The following is a 23648-nucleotide window of genomic DNA, read 5'->3' on the forward strand; positions in this document are numbered from 1 at the left end:
GGAGTGACGTCAGTGGCCACCTCGGGCGACGCCGTCGCGCTGGACTACGCGAAACGCATCTTCGAGCGACAGCGGGTGCCGCTGCCGCCGCTGGGCTTCCAGGTCGACTGGGCCGACCAGCCCGCACGTCACAAGCTCTACACCGACACCGTCAAACTGCCGCTGCCGTCGCCCTTCGAGGGGCTGCCACGGCTCACCCTCGACGCGGTGGGGCAGGCGGCGGCCAAGCCTCGCGGCGACCGGCCGCCCTCGCTGGAGACGCTGGCCTCCGCGCTGGCCTGCTACGGGCTCGCCGACCGGCGCACCGCGCCGAACTGGAACGAGGACAGCGCCCGCAAGCTCCGCGCCGACCAGGCGCTGTGGTCGCGTCCGACGGCCTCCGGCGGCGGCATGTACCCGGTCGAGAGCTATCTGGTGGCCGGGCGCGGGGCACCGCTGCCGCCCGGCGTCTACCACTACGACACCGCGCACCACAGCCTCGACCGGCTCTCGCTGGCCGACCGTACGGGCGACCTCACGCAGGCGACGGGTGTCGGGGCCGGGCTGTATCTGGTGGCAGCGGTGCGGTTCTGGAAGAACTCCTTCAAGTACAACTCCTTCTGCTACCACGTGGTCACTCAGGACTGCGGCGCGCTGCTCGCGTCCTGGCGCGCCGTGTTCGCGGCGGCGGGCCCGGTCATCGAACCGGTGATGTGGTTCGCGGACGCGCCGGTCGCGGACGCGCTCGGTCTCGACGGCCGCACGGAGGCGCCGTTCGTGGTCGTCCCGCTCGGTCCGCCCGTCTCCCCGGACGACGGCGTGCCGGTGCCGTCCCCGCCCACCCGGGCGTACCGCGGTGGAACGCCCGGCGAGCGGTACCCGCACTGGGAACGCTCGCGCCGCACCCGCAGGTTCGAGCTGGTGGAGCGGGTCCACGCCGCCGCGCTCCGCGGCGACGAGCCCCGGCCGCCCGCACGAGCCGCCGACCGCGGGGACATGTCCGCCGCGCCGGAGCCGGACGGCCGCACCGTGACCCTGCCCGCGCCGCTGCCCCGGGACGGGGACCATGATCTGGTCGGCAGCCTGCTGCGCCGCCGTTCGAGCTTCGGGCAGTTCGCGGCGCGGCCCCCGCTCGCCGCGGGGGACCTGGGCTGGGTGCTCTCCGCCGTCGACGACGGCGGGCGCGCGGGCACCGATGTGGCCCCGGCACCGCAGCGGTCGGCCTGGACCCGGCTGTGGGTGCTGGCCAACAGTGTCGAGGGGCTGGAGCGGCGCGCGTACGCCTACCGGCGCGACGGGCAGCACCATCTGCTCACCGGCGGCGCGGAGGTCGACTTCGGCGAGCTCCAGCGCAGTTACGCGCTCGCGAACTACAACATGCGCGAGGTGGCCGCCGTCATGGTGATCACCGGTCGGCTCCCCGCGCTCGTCGACGCCTACGGCGCCCGCGGCTACCGCATGCTCGGCGTCGAGGTCGGCCACGCGGCCCAGCTCGCCTATCTGGCCGCCACGGCACGCGGTCTGGGCGTCGGCGCGGTGCTCGGCCTGGACAACCTCACCGTCGACGGGCTCCTCGGCATCGACGGGACCGACGAGCACAGCATGCTCTACGTGCTGCTCGGCCACGACCGGCCCGGCACACCGGGTTACGACCACGCGCTGTGGCGGCCACGGCACCCGGAGAGCCACGCACGGCACGCACGCCATGAACGCCATGAACGCCCCGGACGTCCGGGAGGGATCCTCTGATGACCGACCTCGCCGCGCACACATCCGCCCCGCCCGGCCCCGATGCCGCCGCGCAGCGCTGGCGGCTGAGTGAGGGCTTCCTGCTGCGCGTGGCCGGACGGCCCGCCGACGTCGCGGCCGAGCTGCGCACCCCCGACGCCGTCGCGTGGGCCGAGCGGGTCTTCGCCCTGGAGGCCGCCCGCGACACGACTGGCGCCGCGCTGCGCGGCGGGCTGGAGGACGCCATCGCGGGCACCGCTCGCGAGGCACCGCACCGGGGCGCGCTGATCAACCTGCGCCGGGACGTCTTCAACGCGCGCCGCCCACGCCCCGCCACTCTCAGGGCCGCGGCGGCCGCGCTGCCGGACACCGTCCGTGCCCTGCTGGAGCGGTGGTTGGCGGACCTCGCCGCGCTGGCCGCCGAGCGCGGGCGCGGCGAGGAGGTGCTGGCGACGGACCTCGCGGCGGCCCGCGCACGCGCCCGGGTGCTGCTGGACGATGACGCGCTGCGCAGCGCCGTGCTGCTCCAGTCCGAGGTCCTGGAGAAGCACATGGACCGTTACCTCGACCCGGGGCGCAAACTCGACAAGCAGCGCCGGCACCTCGAACGGACGCTGCTGGAGCTGCTGTACCGCTCGGCGCTGAAGACCAGCCCGTTCTCCACGCTGACCTCGGTCGGGCTCGGCTGCTTCGGCCCCCTGGGGCCAGGCGGGTCCCCTGACCAGAGCCCCGGTGCGGGCCTGCCGTGCCCGGACTCACTGCGGCAGCGTTCCACGGCGGGGCTCAACGTCGCGGTGCTGGCCCGGCTGGCCGCGGTGATCCTCGCCGACGCGGAGTTGCGCGCCGACGTCCGGGTCACGCTCGCGCCCGGCGCCAGCGTCGAGGGCGACTCGGTGCGGTACGTACGTCGCCGTACGGCCGCGCAGCACGACCCGGACGCCGTCGTCGCGCTCGACAGCGTGCACGAGGACATGTTCTTCCTGCCCAGCGGCCCGGCTCTGGCCGATGTGGTGGAACTGGCCGAGGCTTCCCGGCCCACGCTGCGCGCGCTCGGGCGCCAAGTGGCCGCCGCGCGGCCCGAGCGCACCGTCGCCGAGGCCGAGAAGCTGCTCGGTCATCTGCTGCGGCTCGGCTTCCTGCTGGCCCCGCAGCTCCAGGTGGATCTGCGCGCCCCCGCCCCGGACGCCGTGCTCGCGGAAGCGCTCGGCGCCCACGGCCATCCGGCGCTGCGGCGGGCCGCCACGCACCTGACGCGCTGCGGCGAGCTGGTCCGCGCATACCCGCGCACGACCGGTCGGGGGCGCGCCGGGGTGCTGGCACGGGTGCGCGACGAGGTGCGTGCCGCTTTCGACACGGTCGGCGCCGACGCCGCGCTGATCCCGCGCACCCTGATCTACGAGGACACCACGGTCGGCGGCGCCGGGCTGGAGGCCGCACTCCCGGTGTGGGAGGAGCGCTACCTGCCGGACCTGGCCGACCTGGCCGACATCCTGCCCGCGTTCGACGTGAACGTGCCGCGCCGCCTCACCGCGACCGGCTTCTTCCGGGCCCGCTACGGCGTGGGCGGGCGGTGCGAGGACGTGGTGCGCTTCTGCCACGAGTTCCAGCGGGACTTCTTCGACCCGTACACCAAGCGGGCGATGCGGCGCCGTTCGTTCGACGAGGACAACCGCTTCGTACGGCAGGAGAACTGGTTCAAGATCGACGACATCTCCGCGCTGGACGACGCCCGCGAGGCCGCCTCCACCCATCTGCGCTCGCTGTACTCGGTGGCCGGGGACACGGAGGGCGAGGGCCCGCCGCCGGAGGAGATCCGGCTCGGCCCAGACTTCGTGGAGGCGGTGCGCCGCCGGTTGCCGGACGCCGGACGGGTACGCCATCCCTGGTCGTTCTTCGTCCAGTTGGCGGCCGAGCGCGGCTCCGGCCTACCCGGACGGCTCGTTCTCAACCAGGCGTACGCCGGGATGACGCTGATGTTCTCGCGCTTCGCGCACAGCCTCGACGCAGGTGGCGCCGACGCCACGCGCCTGATCCGCCACGTCCTCGGCGGCTACGCGCGGGACGGCGCGGTGCTGGCGGAGCTTCGCGGCGGCTACGAGACGACGAACCTCAACGTCCATCCCGCCGTGACCGACTACGAGATCGTCTGCCCGGGGGACGCCAGCACCCGCCCGGCGCACGAACAGATTCCGCTGGAGGACCTGGTCCTGGTGCACGACGCGGAGGCTGACCGGGTCGTGCTGCGCTCGCGGCGCCTGCGCCGCGAGGTCGTCCCCGTCTACCTCGGCTTCCTGCTGCCGATGGCGCTGCCCGAGGTGCAGCAGGTGCTGATGTGCTTCTCGCCCAGCGGCATGGCGCAGATCGACCTGTGGGCCGGCACGGGCGAGCCGGTCCCCGCCGAGGGCATCACCGCCTATCCGCGACTGGTGCTGGGCGACCTCGTCCTCCAGCGCCGGATGTGGAAGCTGAGCGTCTCGGCGTTCCCGTTCCGCGATCCGGCGCACTCGGACGCCGAGCACCTGCTGCGCGTCCAGCGCTGGCGGCGCGCGCACCGCCTGCCGCGCCGGCTCTTCGTCCAGACCGACGCCGCCGCGGCGCGCTCGGCCGTGGACGACGGGGCGACGGACGGCGCCGAGGGGGCGGCCGGTGCGGGCGAGGGTGACGGCGCCCGCAAGACGGGCCGTAAGCCGCTGCCCGTCGACTTCGACAGTTGGCTGTCGATCAACCTCCTGGAACAGCTCGCCCTCGGCGCCTCCGCACGGATCGTCCTGACCGAACCGCTCCCGGACACCGACGAGTTGTGGCTGCGGAACGAGGAGGGACGGCGCCATGTCAACGAGTTCCTGATCGAGCTGTACGACGGAGGTGGCCCCCGTGTCCGATGACTGGATCGCGCTGCACGTCTTCTACGCCAGCGACGCCAACCCCCTCATCACCGAGGCGGTACGGCCGCTGGTGGCCGAGCTGCGCCAGGACGGGGTGATCGGCGGCTGGTTCTTCCTGAAGTACTGGATGGAGGGCCCGCACGTCCGCGTCCGGTTCCGCCCGGCACGCCCGGAGTTGCGCGAGGAGGTCACGCGGCGGGCCACCGACGCGCTGGAGGCGTTCCTCAAGCGCCGCCCGGCGCTGTACGACACCGACATCGACGGGCTCGGCGACCTGTACAAGCAGATGTACCTGGCGGAGTACGGCCAGGAGCGGTGGGACGCGGAGTACGGCGACGGGCAGATGCCGTTCCGCCCCAACAACAGTGTCGCGCAGCTGCCGTACGAGCCCGAGTACGACCGCTACGGCGGGCCCGTCGGCATCGACATCGCCGAGTGGCACTTCGAGCACTCAAGCGACCTGGTGGCCCGACTGCTGGCCACGTCCAACGCGCACGTGCGGCCGGTGCTGCTGGGCCTGGCCGCCCAGCTGTCGCTGATGACCGCGTACACCTTCCTGCGGGACGGCGCGCGGGTGCGGCAGTTCTTCCAACGCTACCGGGACTTCTGGGAGACCTCCTACCAGGAGCGGTCCGACGACTACCACGGCTCGTTCGACAAGAGCTTCGAGCTGACCCGGGGCACCCTGGCCGAGCGGATCTCCCGGATCCGCACGGTCACGGCGGACGTCGCGGGGGCAGGCGCGGGCGCGGGCGTGGGCGGCGGGAACGCGCTGTCCGGGATCGAGCGGACCTGGCTCACCCACTGCGCCGAGCTGCGCGCCCGGGTGCGGGACGCCGCGGACCGCGGACGGTTGGTCTTTCCCGCGGACAGGCTGGAGCGCCGCTCCCCTATCGACGACCCGGACGCACTGGCGACAGTGCTGCTCAGCTCGTACATCCACATGACCAACAACCGGCTCGGCGTGGCCATCCTGGACGAGATCTACCTCTCGTACCTGATCGAGCGCGCGCTCGAACCCGCCGTGCGGGTGCCGTCATGACGACGCAGGAGGCGACCGACTGGCTCCAGGAGGCCAGGCCCCGGCTGCGTGAGGACGTGCGCATCGGACCGCTCGTCACCAAGGGCCCGACCGGCGTGCACCTCGTCGGTGACCGGCGTACGGGTGCCTTCGTGAAGGTGGGGCCGCGCGAGGCGTTCCTGATGGGCAGGCTCGACGGACACCGTTCGCTGGCACAGATCGGCGACGCCTACGCGGCCGAGTTCGGCAAGCGGCTGGCCGTCCAGCACTGGCGGCAACTGCTGGGCATGCTCGCCTCCCGCGGCCTGATCGAACCGGCCGACCCGGCCCGGCTGGACGAGGTACGCGAGCGGGCCGAGGCGGCGCGGCGTGCCGAGGGCCGCTCGCCGCTGCTGTGGCGGCTTCCGGTGCGGGGCGCCGCGGAGTTGGTGCCGGGGGCCGCGCGCCGCCTCGGCTGGCTGCTGCACCCGTTCGCCGTGGCCCCGCTCGGGCTGGCGGGCGCGCTGGTCGCGCTGGTCACACTGCTGCACTGGTCACAGCTCTACGGAGCGCTCAGCAACGCTCCGGGGCGCTGGTCGGCGACGGCGGTGGCGTTCGCCCTCACCTGGCTGACCATCGCCGCGCACGAGTTCGGGCACGGCGTCGCCTGCCACCGCTACGGGGGCAGGCCCACGCAGATCGGCGTGATGTGGCGGTTCCCGCTGATCGCCCCGTACTGCAAGGTCGACGACGTCGTCACCTTCCCTCGCCGCGCCCACCGCGTCATGACGGCGTTCGCCGGGATCTACGTCAATCTGCTCGCCCTGCTGCCGAGCGCGGCCCTGTGGTGGTGGGGCCCGGACGGCGGCTGGTGGCACGGCCTGGCCGGCGGGCTGCTGGTGCTGGGCACGGCCACGACGGTGGGCAACCTGGTGCCGTTCCTCAAGCTGGACGGCTACCACATGCTGGAGCACGCGACCTCCACCATGCATCTCCAGTCGGAGTCCTTCCGCTACGCCGGTGCCGTGCTGCGCGGCCGCACGTTCGCGCCGGAGGGCTACCCGCCCCGGGCCCGCTGGATCTTCACCGGCTATGTGCTCCTCACGGTCGCGGTGCTGGGGCCCGCGCTCGTCCTGCTGGTGCGGATGTGGTTCGTGACGCTGGCCGGTGTCTGGGGTGCCGTGGGCGCCGCGCTGTTCCTGCTCGCGGAGGCCGTGGTGGTGGCCGTGTTCCTGCGCTGGGCCCTGGTGTGGCGCAAGGTGGACAGGGACGGAAAGTCAGGGCAGCCGGAGAAGAAGGAGTCATGATGGACGCGCTCGCGATGGTCTTCGCGGTCCTGTTCGTGGTGCTGCTGAGCAGCGGGGGCTGGATGGTCTGGGGCGTGGTCGAGTCCCGCAAACGCTCCCGCGAACTCGCCATGGCACGCGAGCGCGAGGAGACCGAGCGGCTGCGCCTGCGGCTCACCGCCGAGGAGCGCCTCCAGGAACGCGCCGACCACATCTACCTGGACGCGGTACGCCGTCACACGGAGCTGCCCGACAGGCCCGACAACGAGGATGAGGGGCCGCGCGGGCGGGCGTAGAGCACCGGCGCCGTCGGCGTCAGCACCGCGCCCGGTTCCCCGGATCCCGTACTCCGATGAGTCGGACGGGATCCGCCCGTCGTGATCGCTCCCACCGACCTCCGCTGTCACGGCTACCACTCGCCCCTGCAGCGCGGAACGCGTCACCGTAGCCTGCACCGACTACCTCGCTGCGCAGAACGTGCTCCGAATCCATCGGAGCCCCGTCCGGAACAGAAGTCCGTGCTCACCATCCGCACCGCCACGCCCGGCAGGAACGCCGCCTACACCTCGCACCGCCCGGAGGTTGGCCGCGGCTGCTGGAAGACCGGCAGCGCGTTCGTGGGCGCCTGAAGGGTTCTCAGCGCGTCACTTCCGCCAGAACAGGTGGTGGACCACTCCGCTCGGGCTGGGGACCACGTCGAGGTGGAAGCGGTCGGTCAGCTCGTCCGGGGACTCCCACAGGCGGGCCCCGGAGCCGAGCGTGATGGAGGGGTTCACCACCACGTGCAGGGTGTCCACCAGGTCCGCCTCCAGGAAGGCGCGGATGGCCGTGGCGCCGCCACCGACGCGGACGTCCTTGCCCCGGGCCGCCTCCTTCGCCTTCTCCAGGACCTTGGCGGGGTCGTCGTCGACGAAATGGAAGGTGGTGTCCGACAAGGTGAAGGTCGGGCGGGTGTGGTGGGTCACGACGAAGACCGGGACGTGGAAGGGGGGCTCGTCTCCCCACCAGCCCTGCCACTCCTCGTTCTCCCAGGGGCCGCGCTGCGGGCCGAACTTGTTGCGGCCCATGATCTCGGCGCCGATGTTGTGGTCGTAGTCGCGGATGAAGTAGTCGTCCAGCCCGCGGCTGCCGCCCGGCTCCGCCCGCATCTTCCAACTTGCCGTGGTGCCGGCCCAGCTCATCAGGCTCATCGGATCGGCGTGGCCGAAGGGCCGCTCCAGGCTCTGCCCCTCGCCCGCGCCGAATCCGTCGCTCGAAACGGTGAAGTTCTGGACCCGCAGCAACTGCGCCATGGTGCTACCTGCTCCCGTTCGGTGATCTCTGATCATCGCTGTCGGAAGGGTAGACCCGCAGGCCCGGAAGAAATCATCGCAGCCGTGCCCACAGCACCTCCGCGATCTGGTCCACCGCCCCGTCCGGGCCCACGCGGTCGGAGACCGCCGCCCCCCTACCTCGTGGCCACCTACCGGTGCGTCACCGCTCGTTGGCCGGCCTGAGGGATACTCCCCGGTCTCCTCGTACCGCCGCCGAGCCTCGGCCGCCTAGGCCGGCTTCGCCGCCACGCCGTCCGGGCCGCCGTAGTTCTCCTCGCAGATCCGGCGGTCGTGCAGCCATGGTGCCACCAGGGCCAGCGACCGCACCCGCACATCGGCGGCCGCGAACGCGCTGACGTACATCGCACCGGCGCACACCCCCAGCGCGCCCAGCGACGCACCGTCCACCGCCGGATGCCCGGTCAAGAAGTCGGCCGCCGCACGCAGATCGCGCACCTTCTGCTCCGCCGACTCCACGTCGCGCGGCGCGCCGCCCGACGCGCCGGACCCGGTGAAGTCGAAGGACAGCGCCGCGAAACCGCGGGCCGCCAGCTGCTCGGCGTACCGGTCGGCCATCTGCTCCTTGGCGCTGGTCCAGGTCCCGGCGACCAGCACTCCCGGCGCGGGAGGAGCGCCGTCAGCAGGGTCTTGACGTGCACGAGCACCGGCTGGAGCAGGTGCTCGATGGCCCGGTAGGTGAGGTGCTTGGGGCCGCCGCGGGTGAAGCGGCGCAGGACCTGATCGGCCTCGGCGGTGCGGACGAGAAGCAGACCGCGGGCCTGATCGCCGCCCTGCACGAGGGCGTGAACGGGCCGGTGGTCACCAGGGACTTCCCGTCGGCCGGAATGGTCGAACTCGCGGCCAACGCCCCGCGACACACCGGCGAGATGTCTGGTCCAGAGCGCGGTCGAAACCGAGTTCGACGCCTACGCCTGGTTTCCCCTGGACCGGCTTCCGCAGCCCCGGGACTCGTGGCGGACCGGAACTCCTTCCGCTGAACGCCGGGTCGCTTCCCGCCGTATGGATGCAGTGCGGGACGGACGGCGGCCCGGGGTGCGGGCGTATCGCGCCGTGGGCGGCCCTGTCCCGTCATCCTGGTACGGACGGTCAAGGCCCATCGGCTCGTTGGTTGGAAGGATCCGAGGACTCATGCCTCCCGAGATTGTCGGTCGTCAAGGTTCCCTCGCAGGTGAGCGGTTCGGTATCGGGGCGAAGCCCCTCACGTTCGGCCGCAAGGCGGCCAACAGCGTGGTGATACGTGAGGAGAGCATCTCGCGGTTCCACGCGGAGGTGCGCCGCGAGGGCCACGGCTTCGTCCTGTACGACCTGGGCAGCAGCAACGGGACCTTCGTGAACGGGGAGCGTACGACCTCCCGCGTGCTCCAGCCCGGCGATCTGATCACCATCGGCGAGGAGACGTTCCGCTTCGAGGCGGCCGGCGCGATGGAGACCATCATGGACTTGTCCGTGCTGGAGGCGCTCACGCCGCCCCCGGCCGAGGTCCCGGTCCCGGTGCTCAAGGTCACGGTGTCGGGCGGCGGTCCCGTCGGGCTGGCGTTCTCCCTGCTGCTCGAATCCCTCCTCGGCCCGCGGGTGGCCGTCACGGTCTACGACAGCCGGTGGACCCGCGCCGGGGACAAGGTCGTGTGGAAGGACGAGAAGCAGGGCAACGTCAGACGCCAGCAGGTCGTCACGGTCCAGAGCCGCCAGTACCTGGGCCTGCCCGACGAGGTGCGGGCGAGGCTGTTCAAGGACGGCACGTACACCGAGATGTGGCCCGCGGGCCCTGACTCCGTCCAGGGCCACAACCCGCGGAACATCCGGATCGCCTTCGTCGAGGACACGCTCCTGGAGATGGCCAACGAGAAGCCGGACCGTATCCGCCTGTTACCCGAGCGGTTCGACCCCGTCGAGCACGAGAAGACCGCCGCTGCTGACCACGTGCTCGCGATCTGCGAGGGCAGCCGCTCCCGTACGCGCGAGCATTTCACCGAGAAGTTCGGCCAGGCGGACAAGTCGATCTATTCGCTGGAGGGCGCGCATCTCCAGGACGTGGTGCTGGGCCTGCGGGTCAGGTCCGGGCTCTCCGACCCGATGTCCGTGCTGCTGACGGTGGCGCAGAACCGGTTCCTGCTCAACTCCCTGCGCGGCGAGGGCTTCCTGAACATGCGCCTCACCGACGAGGAGGCCCGGGAGGTCGTGGGCATCGACCCCGTCCGGCGGGTCTTCGAGGAGTGCGTCGCCTCCCGCCCGTGCGTGATGATCCGCGGCGAGGACGGCGACTTCCGCTGCGACACCCACAGCACCCTGTTCCTGCCCGCCCTGATCAAGGGCTCCGCGCTGTGGAAACGCGTCCAAGAGGGCCTGAAGCTCTACGCCGTGCCCGAGGCCGACCTGACCGCCGTCACCGCGTTCCGGCTGGACATGGTGCAGCGCCCCCGGTTCACCGCGCGGCTGCACCCCAGGACGTCCACCGGCCCCGGCACGTACGGCTTCCTGCTCGGCGACGCCGCCAACGCCATCCACTTCTGGCCCGGACGAGGCCTCAACAGCGGCCTGGGATCGGCCATCTCCCTCGCCCGTACGCTCAGCGGCACCTGGCGGGGCCGGCCGTTCCGCGACGCGGACTTCGTCCGCCACGAGGCGGCCATGTCGATGCTCCAGTACCGGCACAAGAGCCGCGCCTGGAACTCCATGATCGCCACGGACGAGAACGGGGTGACCCGCGCCATCAAGGACAAGATCCAGCAGAGCATCACCGAGTACGCGCAGGAGGTCCCGGAGGTCCCGGAGGTCCCGGACGACGGACCGGCGCCCGCTACGGCCCCGCGGCCGGACCGCCCCTCCGACATCGGCGCGCTCATGGAGCAGCTCCGCGCGATCCGTACCCGCCTGGCGCCCCGCATCCCCGGCCTGCCCGACGACGCCACGCTGCGGGGGCACCTGGAGACGCTGGACAGCGCGACCCTCTACACCCTGGTGCGAAGCGGAGCGTGGGACACCCAGATCGTCGGAGGCGAAGAGGTCGACATCGACATCTTCTACCCCGGCGAACGACCGGACCCGGTCCTGCCCGCGGGCGCGAAAAGCTGACGGAACCGGGACCGGGACCGGCGCCGTACGACTCGGATCACCTTCGCGCCCTCACCCTGGGGCTACGGCACCGGCTCCGAGAGGAGGTCGTCCACCACGTTGCAGCGCACCGTGGGCAGATGCTCCGCGATCGCCTCGCTCATCATGGCTTCGCCCTCGGGGTCGACGTCCGGGCACCCCTCGCGGGTGGCGGGGTCCGGCCACCGGGCGTACGCCACCCAGGTGCCGTCGTCGGCCTGGTGCAGTCGGGATCCGTAGCTGCCGCAGTGCTCGTGCATCGCCTTCGTCACGCGATGCCCCCCGTACACCCGTCGTTCGAGATCGGCACAGTACCCTCAAGACCGCCCGGCGCGGCGCCCCTTGACGATCACCGGATCCGTCCCCCTCGCCACGGTGGCGAAATGGTGCGTGCCGGAGCCCGCCTCGAAGACCGCGCAGTCGTCTTCCGTGCGGAGGAACTCCGCTTCCTCGTGGGTGACGTCCGCTCCCGTTCGTGCCGGGATCCAGATCTCGGCCGTCGTGTTGACGGGGAGCGTGACGGTGAGGCGGAAGGTGTCGTCCGTCAGGGTCCAGTGGGTGGTGACCGGGCCGTAGGGGGAGTCGAAGCGGGCCTTGGACTCGCCGACCCCGCCTCCCGGGCGCGGGCGGATCAGGACGCGGCGGTAGCCGGGGGACGCGGGGGCGAGGGCGGCGAGGTGGGTGTACATCCAGGCGCCGACCGAGCCGTAGGCGTAGTGGTTGAAGGAGTTCATCCCGGCGTCCTGGAAGGTGCCGTCCGGGCGGACGGAGTCCCAGCGCTCCCACATCGTCGTGGCGCCGCGGTCGATCTGGTGGCCCCAGCTCGGGTACGTCCGCTGGTGCAGCAGCCGGTGCGCTGTCCCGGTGTGGCCGGTGGCGGTGAGGGCGGGGAGGAGGCGGGGCGTGCCGAGGAAGCCGGTGGCCAGGTGCCAGTCGCGGGCGCGGATCAGTTCGACCAGCCGGTCGGCGGCCGGGCCCCGGTCCTCCTCGGTGAGGAGGTCCATGGTGAGGGCCAGCACGTAGGCGGTCTGGGTGTCGCCCTTCACGCGTCCTCCGGCGGAGACGTACGCCGCGCGGAACGCGGCACGGACCTCCGCGAAGAGCCGCTCGTACGGCTCCGGGTCCCGCCCGAGCACTCGCGCGGCGCGCGCGGCGAGGTCGGCGCTGTGCGCGAAGCAGGCGGTGCCGATGACGTCCTTGGGGGTCTCCTCGTCGATGTTGAGCCAGTCCCCGTACCCCTCGGCGGGGCGCAGCAGGCCGCTGCTGCGCTCCTGGAGGTGGTCGAGCCAGCGCACCATCGAGGGCCAGCTCTCTTCGAGGATCCGCTCGTCGCCGTACGCCTGGTAGAGCGCCCACGGCACGGTGACGCCCGCGTCGCCCCAGCCCGCCACTCCCCTGCCGAGGGGGCGTACGTGGGGGGCGACGTCGGGGAAGGCGCCGTCCTCGGACTGGGCGTCGCGCAGGTCGCGCAGCCACTTGGTGAGGAAGCGCGCCGACTCCATGAGGTAGGCGGCGGTCGGCGCGAAGACGTTGATGTCGCCGGTCCAGCCGAGCCGTTCGTCGCGCGCGGGGGTGTCGGTGGGGACGGAGAGGAAGTTGCCGCGCAGGCCCCAGGTGATGTTGCTGTGCAGCTGGTCGAGGAGCGGGGAGTCGGTGGCCAGGTCGAGGGTGAGGGGCTCGTCGGTGTGCAGGACGAGGCCGGTCAGGTCCTCCAGGGCGGGGGTGCCCGGGTGGCCGGTGACCTCGACGTAGCGGAAGCCGTGGAAGGTGAAGCGCGGCTCGAAGGCCTCGGTGCCGGTGCCGGTGCCGGTGCCGGCGCCCTTGAGGGTGTACGTGTCCGTGGCGCGGGCCGAGCGCAGGTTCGCCGTGTAGAGCGTGCCGTCGGGGTTCAGGGCCTCGGCGTAGCGCAGCCGTATCCGCGTCCCGGCCGGACCGGACGGGCCGGACGGGCCCGCGACGGTGAGGCGCACGGTGCCGACCATGTTCTGGCCGAGGTCGAAGACGTGGACGCCGGGGGCCGGTTCCGTCAGCGCGCGCGGGGCCAGCTCCTGCGTCACGCGCGTGGGGGCGTCGATCTGGGCGACCGGTTCGGCGGTGACGCCGTCCACGGCGACCGCGTGGGACCAGCGGGTGTCGTCGTAGCCGGGCTCCGTCCAGCCCCCGGTCTCCAGCCGGGCGTCGTACTCCTCACCGGCCAGCAGGTCGGCGGACGTGACGGGGCCCGTCGTCGCGCGCCAGTCGGGCGCGGAGGCGACGCGGTCCGTCGAGCCGTCGGCGTACTCGACCTCCAGCTGGGCGAGGAGCGCCGGGTGGTCGCCGTACTGCCGGGGCCCGGCCCAGCCGACGCTGCCCGCGTACCAGCCCGCGGCCAGGCTGACCGCCAGGACGTTCTCCCCGTCGCGCAGCTGGCCGGTGACGTCGTGGGTCCGGTACTGGACGCGGCGGTGGTAGTCGGTCCAGCCGGGGGCGAGCCGGTCGTCGCCGACGGGACGGCCGTTGAGGTGGGCCTCGTACAGACCGAGGGCGGTGACGTAGAGGCGTGCGCGGGCCACCGGTTTCCCGGTGGCGAGCGGGAAGGCGTGGCGCAGCTGGGCCACGGGCGCGTACGCGGGAGGGGGCACCGGCCGGTCCTCGTGCCCGTACGGCGCGAGGAGGGCGACCGGGTCCCAGGAGCCGTCGTCGTACTCGGGGGCGTGCCAGTCTCCGGACGGCTGCTCGGCGGCGTCAGCGGCAGCGGTGACGGTGGCGGTGGCGGTGGCGGTCTTCCAGCCCGCGCCGGTCGTGAACCGGATCTCGCCGTTCTCGGTGGTCAGCTCCAGCGCGCCGAGGAGGCCCGGCGCGTGGCCATCGTTCCCGGGAGCGGGCGCGGGGTCGGCGGCCGCGACGGCGAGGACGTTGCGGCCGCGCCGCAGCCGGGCGGTGACGTCGGTGACATAGGGCGGCCGTCCGTCGACCACAGGGGCCGCGGCGTCGACGTGGTCGGCCTCCTCACCGTTGACGTACGCCGTGTATCCGCCGCCCGCGGTCAGGGTGAGACGGCCGCGGACCAGGCCGTGCGGCACCTCCACGACGGCGCGGAACCAGCGGGAGCCCGGCTGCCCGGCTGGCGTGCCGTCCGGGGACCAGATCCAGCGGGAGCCGTCGAGGGACGGCGGGGCGAGCAGCGCCTCGGGGGCGCCGATCCACCGCGCCGACCAGGACGAGGCGTCGAGCAGGCCCGTCTCCCACCACGAGGGCGGGCTCCACGCGGAGGCGTCACCGGCCTCGTCCCACACCCGCACCGTCCAGAAGTAGCGCGTACGGGGCCGCAGTACGGGCCCGTCGTAGGGCACCAGCAGGGAGGTGCCGGAGGTGACCTTGCCGCTGTCCCAGACGTCCGGCTCGCCGGGTCCACCGGGCGCGGTGAGGCGGTCGGGGCTGGTGGCGACGCGGATCCGGTAGGCGCTCTGGGCCTGTCCGCGTCTGCCGGGCTCCTCGGACTCCAGGCGCCAGCTGAGGCGCGGGCGGCGGACGTCGAGACCGAGGGGCCGCTCGGCGTACTCGACGGTCGGCCGGGCCACGCGGAGAGGGGAGGGGGAAGCGGAGGTGGCGGGTGTGGCGGGCATGGCGGAACGTCCTTTTCTCGTCGGCCCGGTGTGGTGGTGCGACGGCGTCGTTCACGGTTGGGCCGTGTCCGGCGGATCATGGTTGCCCTCTGCCGTAGCCACTGGGCAGGGGCTGCCCCGCCTGTCCGTCGCAGACCGCGGGTTGTGGGTGGTTGCGCGCGCAGTTCCCCGCGCCCCTGACGGGCGCTCCGCTGGAGGGCGCCGCGGGGAGCGCCCTTTAGGGGCGCGGGGAACTGCGCGCCAACCCACGACGACAGCCGCAGCCTGCAACGAACAGCACGGGGCAGCCCCTGCCCAGCCCGGAGACGAGGGCAACCACGATCCGCCGGACTCGGCCCAGGGCTACGGCTACGGCGGTCCGCTCACGCGGGGTGCCGGACCTGACGGCCGATCCAGTCGAGCTGAGCCTCCTGCTGGAACATGGCGCCGCCCTCGTGCCCGTTGAACGGGTAGACCGCGATGTCCTTGGGCCCGCCGTAGGCGTTGTGCGCGGCGAAGACCGTGGACGGCGGGCAGACCTGGTCCATCAGGCCGACGGAGAAGAGCGCGGGCGCACGGCCGCGCGCGGCGAAGTTCGCGCCGTCGACGTAGGAGAGGGTGCGCAGCGCCTGCTCCTCCTTGCCGCGGTGCATGCGCAGATAGCCCGCGATCTCCCCGTACGGCCGCGCGTCCGTGAGCGTGACCGCGCGGGCGAAGTGGCACAGGAACGGCACGTCGACGCAGACGGCCGCGAGGTCGGGGACGAGTCCGGCCACGGCGAGGGTGATGCCGCCGCCCTGGCTGGCGCCGAGCGCGACCGTGCGGGACGGGTCGGCCAGCGGATGGGAGCGGGCGGTCTCGACGGCCCGGACGGCGTCGGCGAAGACCCGGCGGTAGTAGTACGACTCCGGGTCCTCGATGCCGCGCGTCATGAACCCGGCGTGCGCCGGCCCGGAGCCGACGGGGTCCGGGGTGTCGCCGACGTTGCCGCCCGCGCCCTGGGTGCCGCCGCCCTGGCCCCGTACGTCCATGACGAAGTGCGCGTATCCGGCCAGCGGCCACAGGCACCAGCAGTGCGGCAGGCCCCGGCCGCCGTTGTAGCCCTGGAACTGCACGATCAGGGGCAGCGGGCCCTCCGCCGTAGCGGAAGCGGCGGCGGGCGCGGTGAACCAGCCCTTGACGGGGTGGCCCCCGAACCCGGCGAAGGTCACGTCCCACACGCGGGCGCCCGCGAGGCCGGTCTCCACGGGCTCGAAGGTGGCGTCTAGCGAGTGTGAACGGGTCTCGGCGAGGGTCTTCTCCCAGAACGTGTCGAAGTCGTCGGGTACGGCTATCTCCGGCCGGTAGTCGCGCAGTTGGTCGAGCGGCAGATCGAACTGGGGCATGAAACCTCTCTCACTCCTCGGAAGGGTTCTCAGCGGCAGACGAACCGCTGGACGACCTCGGCCGACAGCCGTACCGCGTGGATCTCGGCGGAGCTGTGGATCTCCTCGCGGCTGTCCAGGAGGATCCCCTCGGCGTCGGCGGTACGTTCGGACGTCGCGCGCGGCTCGACCCGCAGCTGGAGACCGGCACCGGCCAGGGCCGCGCGGAAGCGGCCGAGCTTCACCCGCCAGGGGACGCCGTGGTGGAAGTCGTCGCCGATCAGCGCTCCGGTGCCCGCGTCGAACATCCGGCACAGGTCGCCCGTGTAGTCGACGTCCGCCCACAGCCCGGCGAGCTCCTCCGGGTCCGCCGGGTCCACGTCGGGCGCGCGCAGCAGCCAGCGGGACGGCGAGAGCTTCTCCACCTCGACCACATCCGGGCCAAGCGCGGGGCGCGGCGCCGCCGCCGTGTACCGGAACAGCGGACCGGCCGTCTCGGCGCGCAGGGCCTCGCCACCCGCTCGTACCGCGTCCGGCGCCGGGAGGACCGACCAGGTGAACGGCGCGGGGTCGGTGCCGGGGTCGGTGCCGAGGGGGACCCGGCGGCTGAGGGTGACGGTGTCCCCTTCGAGCGTCAGATCGTCGGGGCTGGTGACGAGGCGGCGCTCGCCCGCCACGTCGGCGACCTGGCTGTGCTCGGCCTGCGCCCGGCTGAGCGTGACGATCCCGAGCGTCTCGTTGACGGTGAAGGAGCCCTCGCCGGTGACGACGGTGACGCCGTCCGGCTCGCCGAGGACGGACTCGTCGCCGCTGACCCGGGTGTCCTCGACGCCGCGCAGCGTGTACTCGACGTCGCCCTCGCCGGGCCGGAAGAACACCGTGTGGCCGCGGAGCCGGGCCAGCGGCTGCGCCGTCGCGGACACGAGGGTCATCCCGCCGCCCAGGTCGAGTTCGACGGGCAGGATCGCCGATTCCCCGGACGCGACGGAGAGCGGGGCGCGGCGCGGGAAGCGGACGTCCCCGCCGTCCAGGGCGACGACGAGGGTCACGTCGTCCCGGGCGCTGAGCGGCGTGCGGTTGCCGTAGTTGGCGAGGAGGACGAACGCGGAGGTGCCGTCCGAGCGTACGGCCGTGCGCAGCCGGTCCTCCTCGGGGTCGGTGACCGGCTCGGCGGGCTGCACGGCCCGCATGTGGGCCAGGTCGGGGCCGAACTCGGTGACGAAGCGGTTGAGCGGCGCGGTGCGGTAGAAGGGGGCGCGGCGCTCGCCGTACTCGCTGACCGGGGCGCCGAAGTCGTAGGACAGCAACGAGAATTCCGGTTCCTTCGTCATCCAGCCGAAGTCGCCGCGGACGGGGTTGGTGCCGCCGTGCATCATGTAGTAGCCGAGCATGATCGTCTCTACGGTGCCGAGCCGGGACAGGGCGCCGACGAGGACGTCGTCCGGCGCGGTCACGGGCCGGTAGGCGGCGCGCGTCGGGGAGCCGCCGCCCAGTTCGCAGAAGGCCACCGGGAGATGGCCCCGGTAGGGGTAGGTCAGGCTGCCGAAGACGGTCAGCCCGCTGTTGCGCGGCCTCGGGTGCAGGTCCATGTAGCCGCCGTAGCTCACCAGGAAGGTGTCGGCGGGCGGTTCCCCGGTGTCCGCGCCCCAGCCGGTCATCGAGAAGACCGGCGGGTCGATCCCGGCCTCCAGCGCGAGCTGCCGCAGGCGCTCCATGTGGGCGGTGAAATCCTTGCCCGTGGGGCCGCGGTGGTCGGTGGCGGTGTAGCCGAAGAGGGTGCGCCAGTCGTTGGGGGCGTGGGTGAGCTCGTTCTCCAGCTGGACGAGGAGGACGGGGCCGCCGTCCTGCCAGTACAGGCCGGACAGCTGCTGGCCGAGCCGGTCGTAGTAGCGGCCGACGAGCCGCAGGTAGCGCGGGTCGTTGGAGCGCTCGGTCAGCGGCATGCCGTAGAGCCAGGGCGGCAGGCCGCCGACGGAGAACTCCGCGTTGTTGTACGGGCCGACGCGCGGCGAGAAGAGCAGACCGTGCCGATGGCACAGCTCGGCGAAGCGCCGCACGTCGTTGCCGCCGGAGAAGTCGAACTCCCCCGGGCGCGGCTCGACCAGGTTCCAGAAGACGTACGAGGAGACCATGGTGCAGCCCGCGCTCTTGAGCGCGAGGATGCCCTGCTCCCACTCCTCGGCGGGGTAGCGCTGGAGCTGCAGCTCCCCCGCCACCAGGGGCAGCGGCTCACCGTCGAGTTCGAGGAAATAGTTGTTCGCGGTGAGCCGCCGCCCCCGCGGGTCCGTGCCGCCCCAGTGCGCGAGGTGGTCGCGGCGGAGGGTGAGCGCGGTGTCCCGCGCGTCGTGGACGATGCCGATGTCGTGCGTCATGCTGCGGTTGCGTCCTTCGGTCAGAGGTGTCGGGGGGCTCTGAGTGCTCTGAGGGCTCAGAGGTAACCGACCACGGGGGCCCAGCTCGTGGTGTCGTGCGCGGTGTCCCCGGCGGCGCCCGGGTCGACGATGAAGCGGAGGGTGTCGCCCGCCTTGACGGGCAGGGAGTCGACGGAGGTGGGGATCCCGACCCTGTTGCCGCCGCTCAGGCCGTGCGGGGTGAGCACCTGGCGGTCGCCGTGCCGGATCTGGACACGTACGCCGTCGCCGCCGAGGTCGGCCTTGGCGGCCTGGCCGCGGATCGCCACCGTGCCGTCGCGCGGCGCGGTCCAGGTCCGGGCCACCAGGCCCTTCCCTCCGACCGGGTGCCAGCGCCACTTGTTGAGCACGGGCAGCGCTCCGGCGGAGGGCCGCCAGGAGCCGTCGCCGTTCTGGTAGGTGAGGTCCTTCCAGGTGGCGCCGCCGTCGGGCGAGTGCTGGTAGCGCCACTGGTTGAGGCCCTGCCCGGTGGCGAAGTCCCGGGCCGCGTACCAGACCCGGCCCTCCCCCGTCGGCCCGGCGTTGCCGGAGACGGCGATCTTGTCGAAGCTGCCGCCCGAGACGGTGGTGGTGAGGCTGTCGCCCTTCCACAGGTTGCCGCGGATCACCCCGTCGGACCGCGTGTCGTCGCCGAGCGAGGCGACGGGGGGCTGTCCGTTGTCGACGATCGCGTTGGACTCGACGGTGACCCTGGTGTTCGGCCCGCCGGCGTGGATGTCCTGCAGGGCGACGCCCCAGCGGACGTTGCCGGTGAGGAGGCTGCCGCGGACGGCCACGTCGTCCGTCCAGCCCTCGTAGTTGACGCCGCTCTGGTCGGGCGAGCCGGACTGCTGGGTGAAGGCGACGATGTTGTTGGTGAGGTCGACGTCCGCGACATGGCCGAGGTAGATGCCGGTGGTGCCGGTCGTGACCCGGCAGCCCCCGGCGTGGCTGACGACCGAGTCCATGACGGTCACCCGGGTCATGGACTGCAGGGTGAGGGAGTTCGGGCACTCCTCGGGGCGGGGGTCGGGGGTGCCGTCGTCGTTGTTCAGGGCGAGGTCGGTGAGGACGGTGTCCTGGATGAAGTGCTTCCGTCCTTTGTCGTCGCCGAAGGCGATCGACACCCCGTTGTGCTTGCCGGTGATGTCGCGCATCCGTACGCCCTTGACGGCCCACTGGTCCTTGGACGGTTCGGCGTCTCCGCCGACGCGGATGCCCATGTGGGTGTGGTGGACGTAGAGGCCGGAGAAGGTCAGGCCCTCGTGACCGATGCCCTCCGCGCCCTTGTAGGAGGCGACGACGCCGTAGGTCAGCTTCTTGGCGCCACGCCCGTCGATCTCCAGGTTCCGCACCGCCCAGTGCGAGGGGTTGTAGAGGCTGATGCCGTTGTCCTCCGTGCCCTTGAGGATCCGCGGCCTGACCCCGCTTCCGTATGCGGAGACCTCGACGGGCGCCGCGGCCGTGCCGGAGCCGCGCAGCTTCATGGCCTCCTTCCATGCCGCGCCCCGCGCCAGCAGGATCCTGTCCCCCGCGCCGTACGTACGGGCGTTGACGGGCGCGAAGGTGCACCAGGGCTGCTGCGCGGAGCCCGGCCCGGAGTCGGAGCAGCCGGAGCCGGAGCGGTTGTCGACGTGGTACGTGGCGCTCGCCGCCTGCGCGGGTCCGGAGAGAGTCAGGGCGGGCAGCAGCACGGCCAGGGCGGTGGCGAGCAGGAGGGGGGTGCACGGGGAGCGGGTCATCATTGACCTTCCTCGGTACGGTCAGCCTCGGTGCGGTCGACGCGGACGGAGTCGATTGCTCCGGTCCAGCTGCTGGTGGGCTTGCCCATGTAGTAGTTCCAGCGGTTGAAGGGCTGCACCTTGAGCTGACTGACGGTGCCCTTCCAGCCGGGCACGGTCGCCATGTCCAGGACGTACTCGGTGTGTTCGGCGCCGGGGACGAGGGAGAACGCGATGCCCTTGAGCCCGGCCTCGTTGGTGGGGGGATAGCCGCCGTTCGGGATGTCGAACTCCGGCTCGTCCTCGGTGGTGAAGAGCAGATAGCCGGTGGGCCGGTTGTCGGGGTTGCTCATGCGGACGCGGACGTAGCGGTGCTTGTCGGCGTCGAGGCCCAGGCGGCCGGGCGAGAGCAGCGCGGGTTCGTAGCCGCTCTTGCCTCTCACCTCGCCGTCGGCCGTCGGCGCGGCCTTGTACCCGTCGGCGGGCGCCGGGGCTGTGGCACCGTCGGCGAGGGCGAAGGTGCGGAACCGCAGGCTGCGCTTGCCGCCGCCCTCGGGCCCGTGCCAGGAGCCGCTGGCGTCCACGGAGTAGTACTCGCGCCCTTCGGTGTGGAGCCCGGCGTCGTTGTAGCCGATGCCGTACGTTCCGCCGCCCGGGGTCTGGTACGGCGCGGCGATCTGCACCGCGTACGTCGCGTCCGGGTCCAGGTCCTTCAGGTTGGGGTGGACGCTGACCATTCCGCCCCCGGTGGAGACGCGGTCCGGGGCCACGGACCCGGTGAAGAGCGTGTCGGCCGTGTCGGTGCCGCCCTTCTTGAGCCGCACGACCCGCAGGAACAGCGAGCCGGTGGGCTCGCCCTTGCGGTACGCCCACAGGTCGAGCCGGGCGAGGCTCCCCTTGGTGGCCCGGAAGGTCTGCATACGGGTGTGGGTCCACGCGAGGTCGGCGTGCTGGGTGAAGGTGCCCTGGGAGTTGTCGGTGTCGGCGACCACGTCGGAGGCGGGGGTGCCCGCCGAGGGCTTGCTCACGTCGGGGTTGAAGGTCCATCCCTCGGCGCCGTCGGTGAAGTCCCAGGACTTCGCGGGCGGGTCGTCGAAGCCGATGCGGTCCACGGAGATCCGCCCGTCGGCCCCCGTGAAGCTCACGGCCAGCCGCCGTACGGTGCCGTCCCACGCCTTGTCACCGCCCAGCGGGACGAGGACGTCGCGGTCGGCGGCGGCGAGGCCCTTGGGCTCCTCGGGGTTGAGGTGGAAGGGCACGGTGCCGGTGCGGCCGTCCGCGGTGGTGAAGGTGACCTTGCCGCTCTTCGCGCGGGTGTCGTTGTCGAGTCGCATACGGAGCGCGGAGCGGTCCTTCGGCCTGAGCTCCAGGTCGCCCGGCGTCTTGAGTCCGGTCTCCTCGCCGCTCGCCCGCACGTCGAGCCTGCCGCGCTTCGCCGTGAGCGGCTTGTCGCTGGTCCACCCCTGCGTGTCGCCGTTCTTGGCGAACGACCAGGTGCCGGGCGCGTCGTCGGCCCGGCTCTTCGCCGAGTAGCCGACGGCGGGGGCCCAGCTCACGGGCGTACTGCCCGGGGCCGTCTCGAAGCGGAGGACGTCACCGGCGCGCACCCGTACGTCGTCGGCGTTGGTGGCCCGGCCCGTGGAGCCGATGTCGCGCCACGGCCCGGCGAGCGGGCGGCCGTTGCGGGTGAGGGAGACGGTGGCCTTGCCGTCCGGGTCCGTGGGCCGGGCGAAGCCGCGGAGGTTGACGGTGCCGGCGCGCGGCGCCGTCCAGGTGCGGGCCGTTCCGGCGGTGGAGGTGAACCGGTCGACGGTTCCGGCGGCGCTGGTGTACGCGCTCCGCTTCGCGTCCCACGGCAGCTGCTTCCACCTCTTGCCGTCGCGCACCGTGTACGTCCACGGTCCGCGGTCACGGTCGCCGGGCGGGCCGAAGTCCTCCGCCGCGTGGTCCAGGTCGCCCCGCTCGGCGACGGGGACGTTGTTGCTGCGGGTGAAGCGGGAGACGTCGCCGCCGGACTTGGCGGTCATGAAGCCGAAGGGCTCGTGGTAGAGGTTGCCGTTCAGCTCGGCCGCGACGGGGATGTCGTCGCCGAGCTGCGCGATGGCGCCGTCCGGGGGGTACGGGATGTGGGACTGGACGCCGTTGTCGGAGAAGACGTTGTCCACGACCTTGTTGCCCTCGTGGAAGTCGTCCGCGCCGTGGATGGCCAGGTACTCGATGCCGCCGCCGAAGTTGTCGGCGAAGTAGTTCCCCTGGATGGTGATCTTGCTGGTCCTGGACTCGTGGTCGATGGCGACCATGTCCGGGTTCGCGGTGTTGGGGGTGTCGGTGACGATGTTGTTGGCGATCAGGACGTTCCTGGCCGAGCCGAGGTAGACCGCCGCCGTGCCGAACGTCGTACGGCACGCGGCCTCGTTGCGCAGCACGGAGTTGGTGACGACGGCGTTCGTGACGTTGCCGAGGGCGAGGCCGTCCGGGCAGCCCGAGTCGATCTGGGAGGGCACCTTGGACGGGTCGCCGTTGTTGTTGTCGTCGTCGTGCAGGTGCACCCGGTCGACGACGACATCGGTGAAGGCGTTCTCCCCGCTCTTTCCGGGCACGCGCTTGGGCGGCAGGTCGGTGGCGCTCTTGTTGGTGCTGGTCACGATGCCGTGCGCGTTGCGGGTGCTCTCGACCCGGCTGATCCGCAGCCCCTGCAGCACGGACTGCGTGGTGGTGTACGGGCCGTTGTTGACGAGGTGCAGACCCGCGACACGGGAGTCGTGGACCTTGAGCTTCTCGAACACCAGCCCCTTGTGCCCGGGCGAGGTGAAGTTGGCCCGGACGCCGTACCGCATGTCGCCCTTGCCGCCCGTGGACGAGCCGACGTCGAGGTTGCGGACGGTCCAGTACGACGGGTTGTGCAGGAAGACCCCGGTGTCGAGGCTGTTCTTGACGATGCGGGGGCGCGGCCCCTGCCCGTACGCGTCGATCGTGACGGGCGCGTCCGAACTGCCCGTCCCCTTGACCGAGAGGCCCTCGCCGAAGACGGCGCCGCGGGCCAGCAGCAGCCGGTCGCCGGGGACGAAGGTGTGGTCGTTGGCCGGTGCGAAGCCGCACCAGGGCGCCTCGGGGCTGGTGCCGGGGTGCTTGTCACTGCAGCCGCTGCCGGAGGTGTTGTCCACGTAGTACGTGCGGCCCTCCGCGGCGCCGGCCGACTGGGGGTGCAGCACGGCCAGCGGCAGCAGCGTACCGACGGCGAGGGCGGTGGTCCTGCGTGCGGTCCTGCGTGCGCGATTCCTTCTCAC

14 protein-coding genes and 1 pseudogene are annotated in these 23648 nt (G+C 72.6%); 7 read left to right on the plus strand and 8 right to left on the minus strand.

The window, feature by feature from the left end:
- Positions 1–12 precede the first annotated feature (12 nt).
- Genes ACGF3A_RS27095 through ACGF3A_RS27115 form a run of 5 tightly spaced genes read left to right on the plus strand, consistent with a single transcriptional unit; the run spans position 13 to position 7174 of the window.
- Positions 13–1728: a nitroreductase family protein gene (locus ACGF3A_RS27095; RefSeq protein ID WP_393732935.1), complete on the plus strand. Its 1716-nt coding sequence runs from the start codon at positions 13–15 to the stop codon at positions 1726–1728.
- Positions 1728–4592, plus strand: a complete 2865-nt coding sequence (locus tag ACGF3A_RS27100; RefSeq protein WP_393732936.1) for a lantibiotic dehydratase — start codon at positions 1728–1730, stop codon at positions 4590–4592. The genes ACGF3A_RS27095 and ACGF3A_RS27100 overlap by 1 nt, the downstream gene beginning before the upstream one ends.
- The gene (locus ACGF3A_RS27105) at positions 4582–5634 is read left to right on the plus strand and encodes a thiopeptide-type bacteriocin biosynthesis protein (RefSeq protein ID WP_393732937.1); all 1053 of its coding nucleotides are present in this window, start codon (positions 4582–4584) and stop codon (positions 5632–5634) included. The genes ACGF3A_RS27100 and ACGF3A_RS27105 overlap by 11 nt, the downstream gene beginning before the upstream one ends.
- Positions 5631–6899, plus strand: coding sequence for a peptidase M50 (locus ACGF3A_RS27110; RefSeq protein ID WP_393732938.1), 1269 nt, complete (start codon positions 5631–5633; stop codon positions 6897–6899). Before ACGF3A_RS27105 ends, ACGF3A_RS27110 begins: the two co-directional genes overlap by 4 nt.
- Positions 6896–7174, plus strand: a complete 279-nt coding sequence (locus ACGF3A_RS27115; RefSeq protein ID WP_393732939.1) for a hypothetical protein — start codon at positions 6896–6898, stop codon at positions 7172–7174. The genes ACGF3A_RS27110 and ACGF3A_RS27115 overlap by 4 nt, the downstream gene beginning before the upstream one ends.
- 348 nt (positions 7175–7522) lie before the next feature.
- On the opposite strand, the gene ACGF3A_RS27120 is transcribed toward ACGF3A_RS27115, so the two are convergent.
- Both ACGF3A_RS27120 and ACGF3A_RS27125 read right to left on the minus strand, forming a co-directional pair.
- Positions 7523–8170, minus strand: a complete 648-nt coding sequence (locus ACGF3A_RS27120) for a dihydrofolate reductase family protein (RefSeq protein ID WP_393732940.1) — start codon at positions 8168–8170, stop codon at positions 7523–7525.
- Positions 8171–8419: 249 nt separating this feature from the next.
- Positions 8420–8824, minus strand: a pseudogene (locus ACGF3A_RS27125) (alpha/beta hydrolase); the annotation flags it as partial.
- Positions 8825–8844: 20 nt separating this feature from the next.
- Here ACGF3A_RS27125 and ACGF3A_RS27130 point away from each other — a divergent pair.
- Complete coding sequence (locus ACGF3A_RS27130) at positions 8845–9189, plus strand: hypothetical protein (protein WP_393732941.1); 345 nt, start codon at positions 8845–8847, stop codon at positions 9187–9189.
- Between the two features lie 151 nt (positions 9190–9340).
- On the plus strand, positions 9341–11284 hold the full coding sequence (locus ACGF3A_RS27135; RefSeq protein ID WP_393732942.1) for an FHA domain-containing protein: 1944 nt from the start codon (positions 9341–9343) through the stop codon (positions 11282–11284).
- 62 nt (positions 11285–11346) lie between these two features.
- Here the strand turns inward: ACGF3A_RS27135 and ACGF3A_RS27140 are convergent, their stop codons facing one another.
- From ACGF3A_RS27140 to ACGF3A_RS27165, 6 genes are all read right to left on the minus strand, one after another.
- Entirely contained in the window at positions 11347–11574 is a 228-nt protein-coding gene (locus ACGF3A_RS27140) for a hypothetical protein (protein WP_393732943.1), read from the minus strand.
- A gap of 45 nt (positions 11575–11619) precedes the next feature.
- Positions 11620–14907 carry a family 78 glycoside hydrolase catalytic domain gene (locus ACGF3A_RS27145; RefSeq protein WP_393732944.1) on the minus strand — a complete coding sequence of 1096 codons (3288 nt, stop codon included), beginning with the start codon at positions 14905–14907 and terminating at the stop codon, positions 11620–11622.
- A 362-nt stretch (positions 14908–15269) separates the two neighbouring features.
- Entirely contained in the window at positions 15270–16271 is a 1002-nt protein-coding gene (locus tag ACGF3A_RS27150) for an acetylxylan esterase (protein ID WP_393732945.1), read from the minus strand.
- Positions 16272–16300: 29 nt separating this feature from the next.
- Entirely contained in the window at positions 16301–18622 is a 2322-nt protein-coding gene (locus tag ACGF3A_RS27155; RefSeq protein ID WP_393732946.1) for a beta-galactosidase, read from the minus strand.
- 56 nt (positions 18623–18678) lie between these two features.
- Positions 18679–20382, minus strand: coding sequence for a hypothetical protein (locus tag ACGF3A_RS27160; protein WP_393732947.1), 1704 nt, complete (start codon positions 20380–20382; stop codon positions 18679–18681).
- Positions 20382–23648: a right-handed parallel beta-helix repeat-containing protein gene (locus ACGF3A_RS27165; RefSeq protein WP_393732948.1), complete on the minus strand. Its 3267-nt coding sequence runs from the start codon at positions 23646–23648 to the stop codon at positions 20382–20384. Before ACGF3A_RS27165 ends, ACGF3A_RS27160 begins: the two co-directional genes overlap by 1 nt.

Origin of the sequence: Streptomyces sp. NPDC048172 (assembly GCF_043202595.1) — a bacterium.
In the GTDB taxonomy this organism is placed as follows: domain Bacteria; phylum Actinomycetota; class Actinomycetes; order Streptomycetales; family Streptomycetaceae; genus Streptomyces.

Bases quoted from the DNA above. Each gene is read 5' to 3' on its own strand.
- ACGF3A_RS27120 (WP_393732940.1), bottom strand. From the start codon at position 8,170: ATGGCGCAGTTGCTGCGGGTCCAGAACTTCACCGTTTCGAGCGACGGA.
- ACGF3A_RS27115 (WP_393732939.1), top strand. From the start codon at position 6,896: ATGATGGACGCGCTCGCGATGGTCTTCGCGGTCCTGTTCGTGGTGCTG.
- ACGF3A_RS27155 (WP_393732946.1), bottom strand. From the start codon at position 18,622: ATGACGCACGACATCGGCATCGTCCACGACGCGCGGGACACCGCGCTC.
- ACGF3A_RS27100 (WP_393732936.1), top strand. From the start codon at position 1,728: ATGACCGACCTCGCCGCGCACACATCCGCCCCGCCCGGCCCCGATGCC.
- ACGF3A_RS27110 (WP_393732938.1), top strand. From the start codon at position 5,631: ATGACGACGCAGGAGGCGACCGACTGGCTCCAGGAGGCCAGGCCCCGG.
- ACGF3A_RS27150 (WP_393732945.1), bottom strand. From the start codon at position 16,271: ATGCCCCAGTTCGATCTGCCGCTCGACCAACTGCGCGACTACCGGCCG.
- ACGF3A_RS27145 (WP_393732944.1), bottom strand. From the start codon at position 14,907: ATGCCCGCCACACCCGCCACCTCCGCTTCCCCCTCCCCTCTCCGCGTG.
- ACGF3A_RS27160 (WP_393732947.1), bottom strand. From the start codon at position 20,382: ATGACCCGCTCCCCGTGCACCCCCCTCCTGCTCGCCACCGCCCTGGCC.
- ACGF3A_RS27135 (WP_393732942.1), top strand. From the start codon at position 9,341: ATGCCTCCCGAGATTGTCGGTCGTCAAGGTTCCCTCGCAGGTGAGCGG.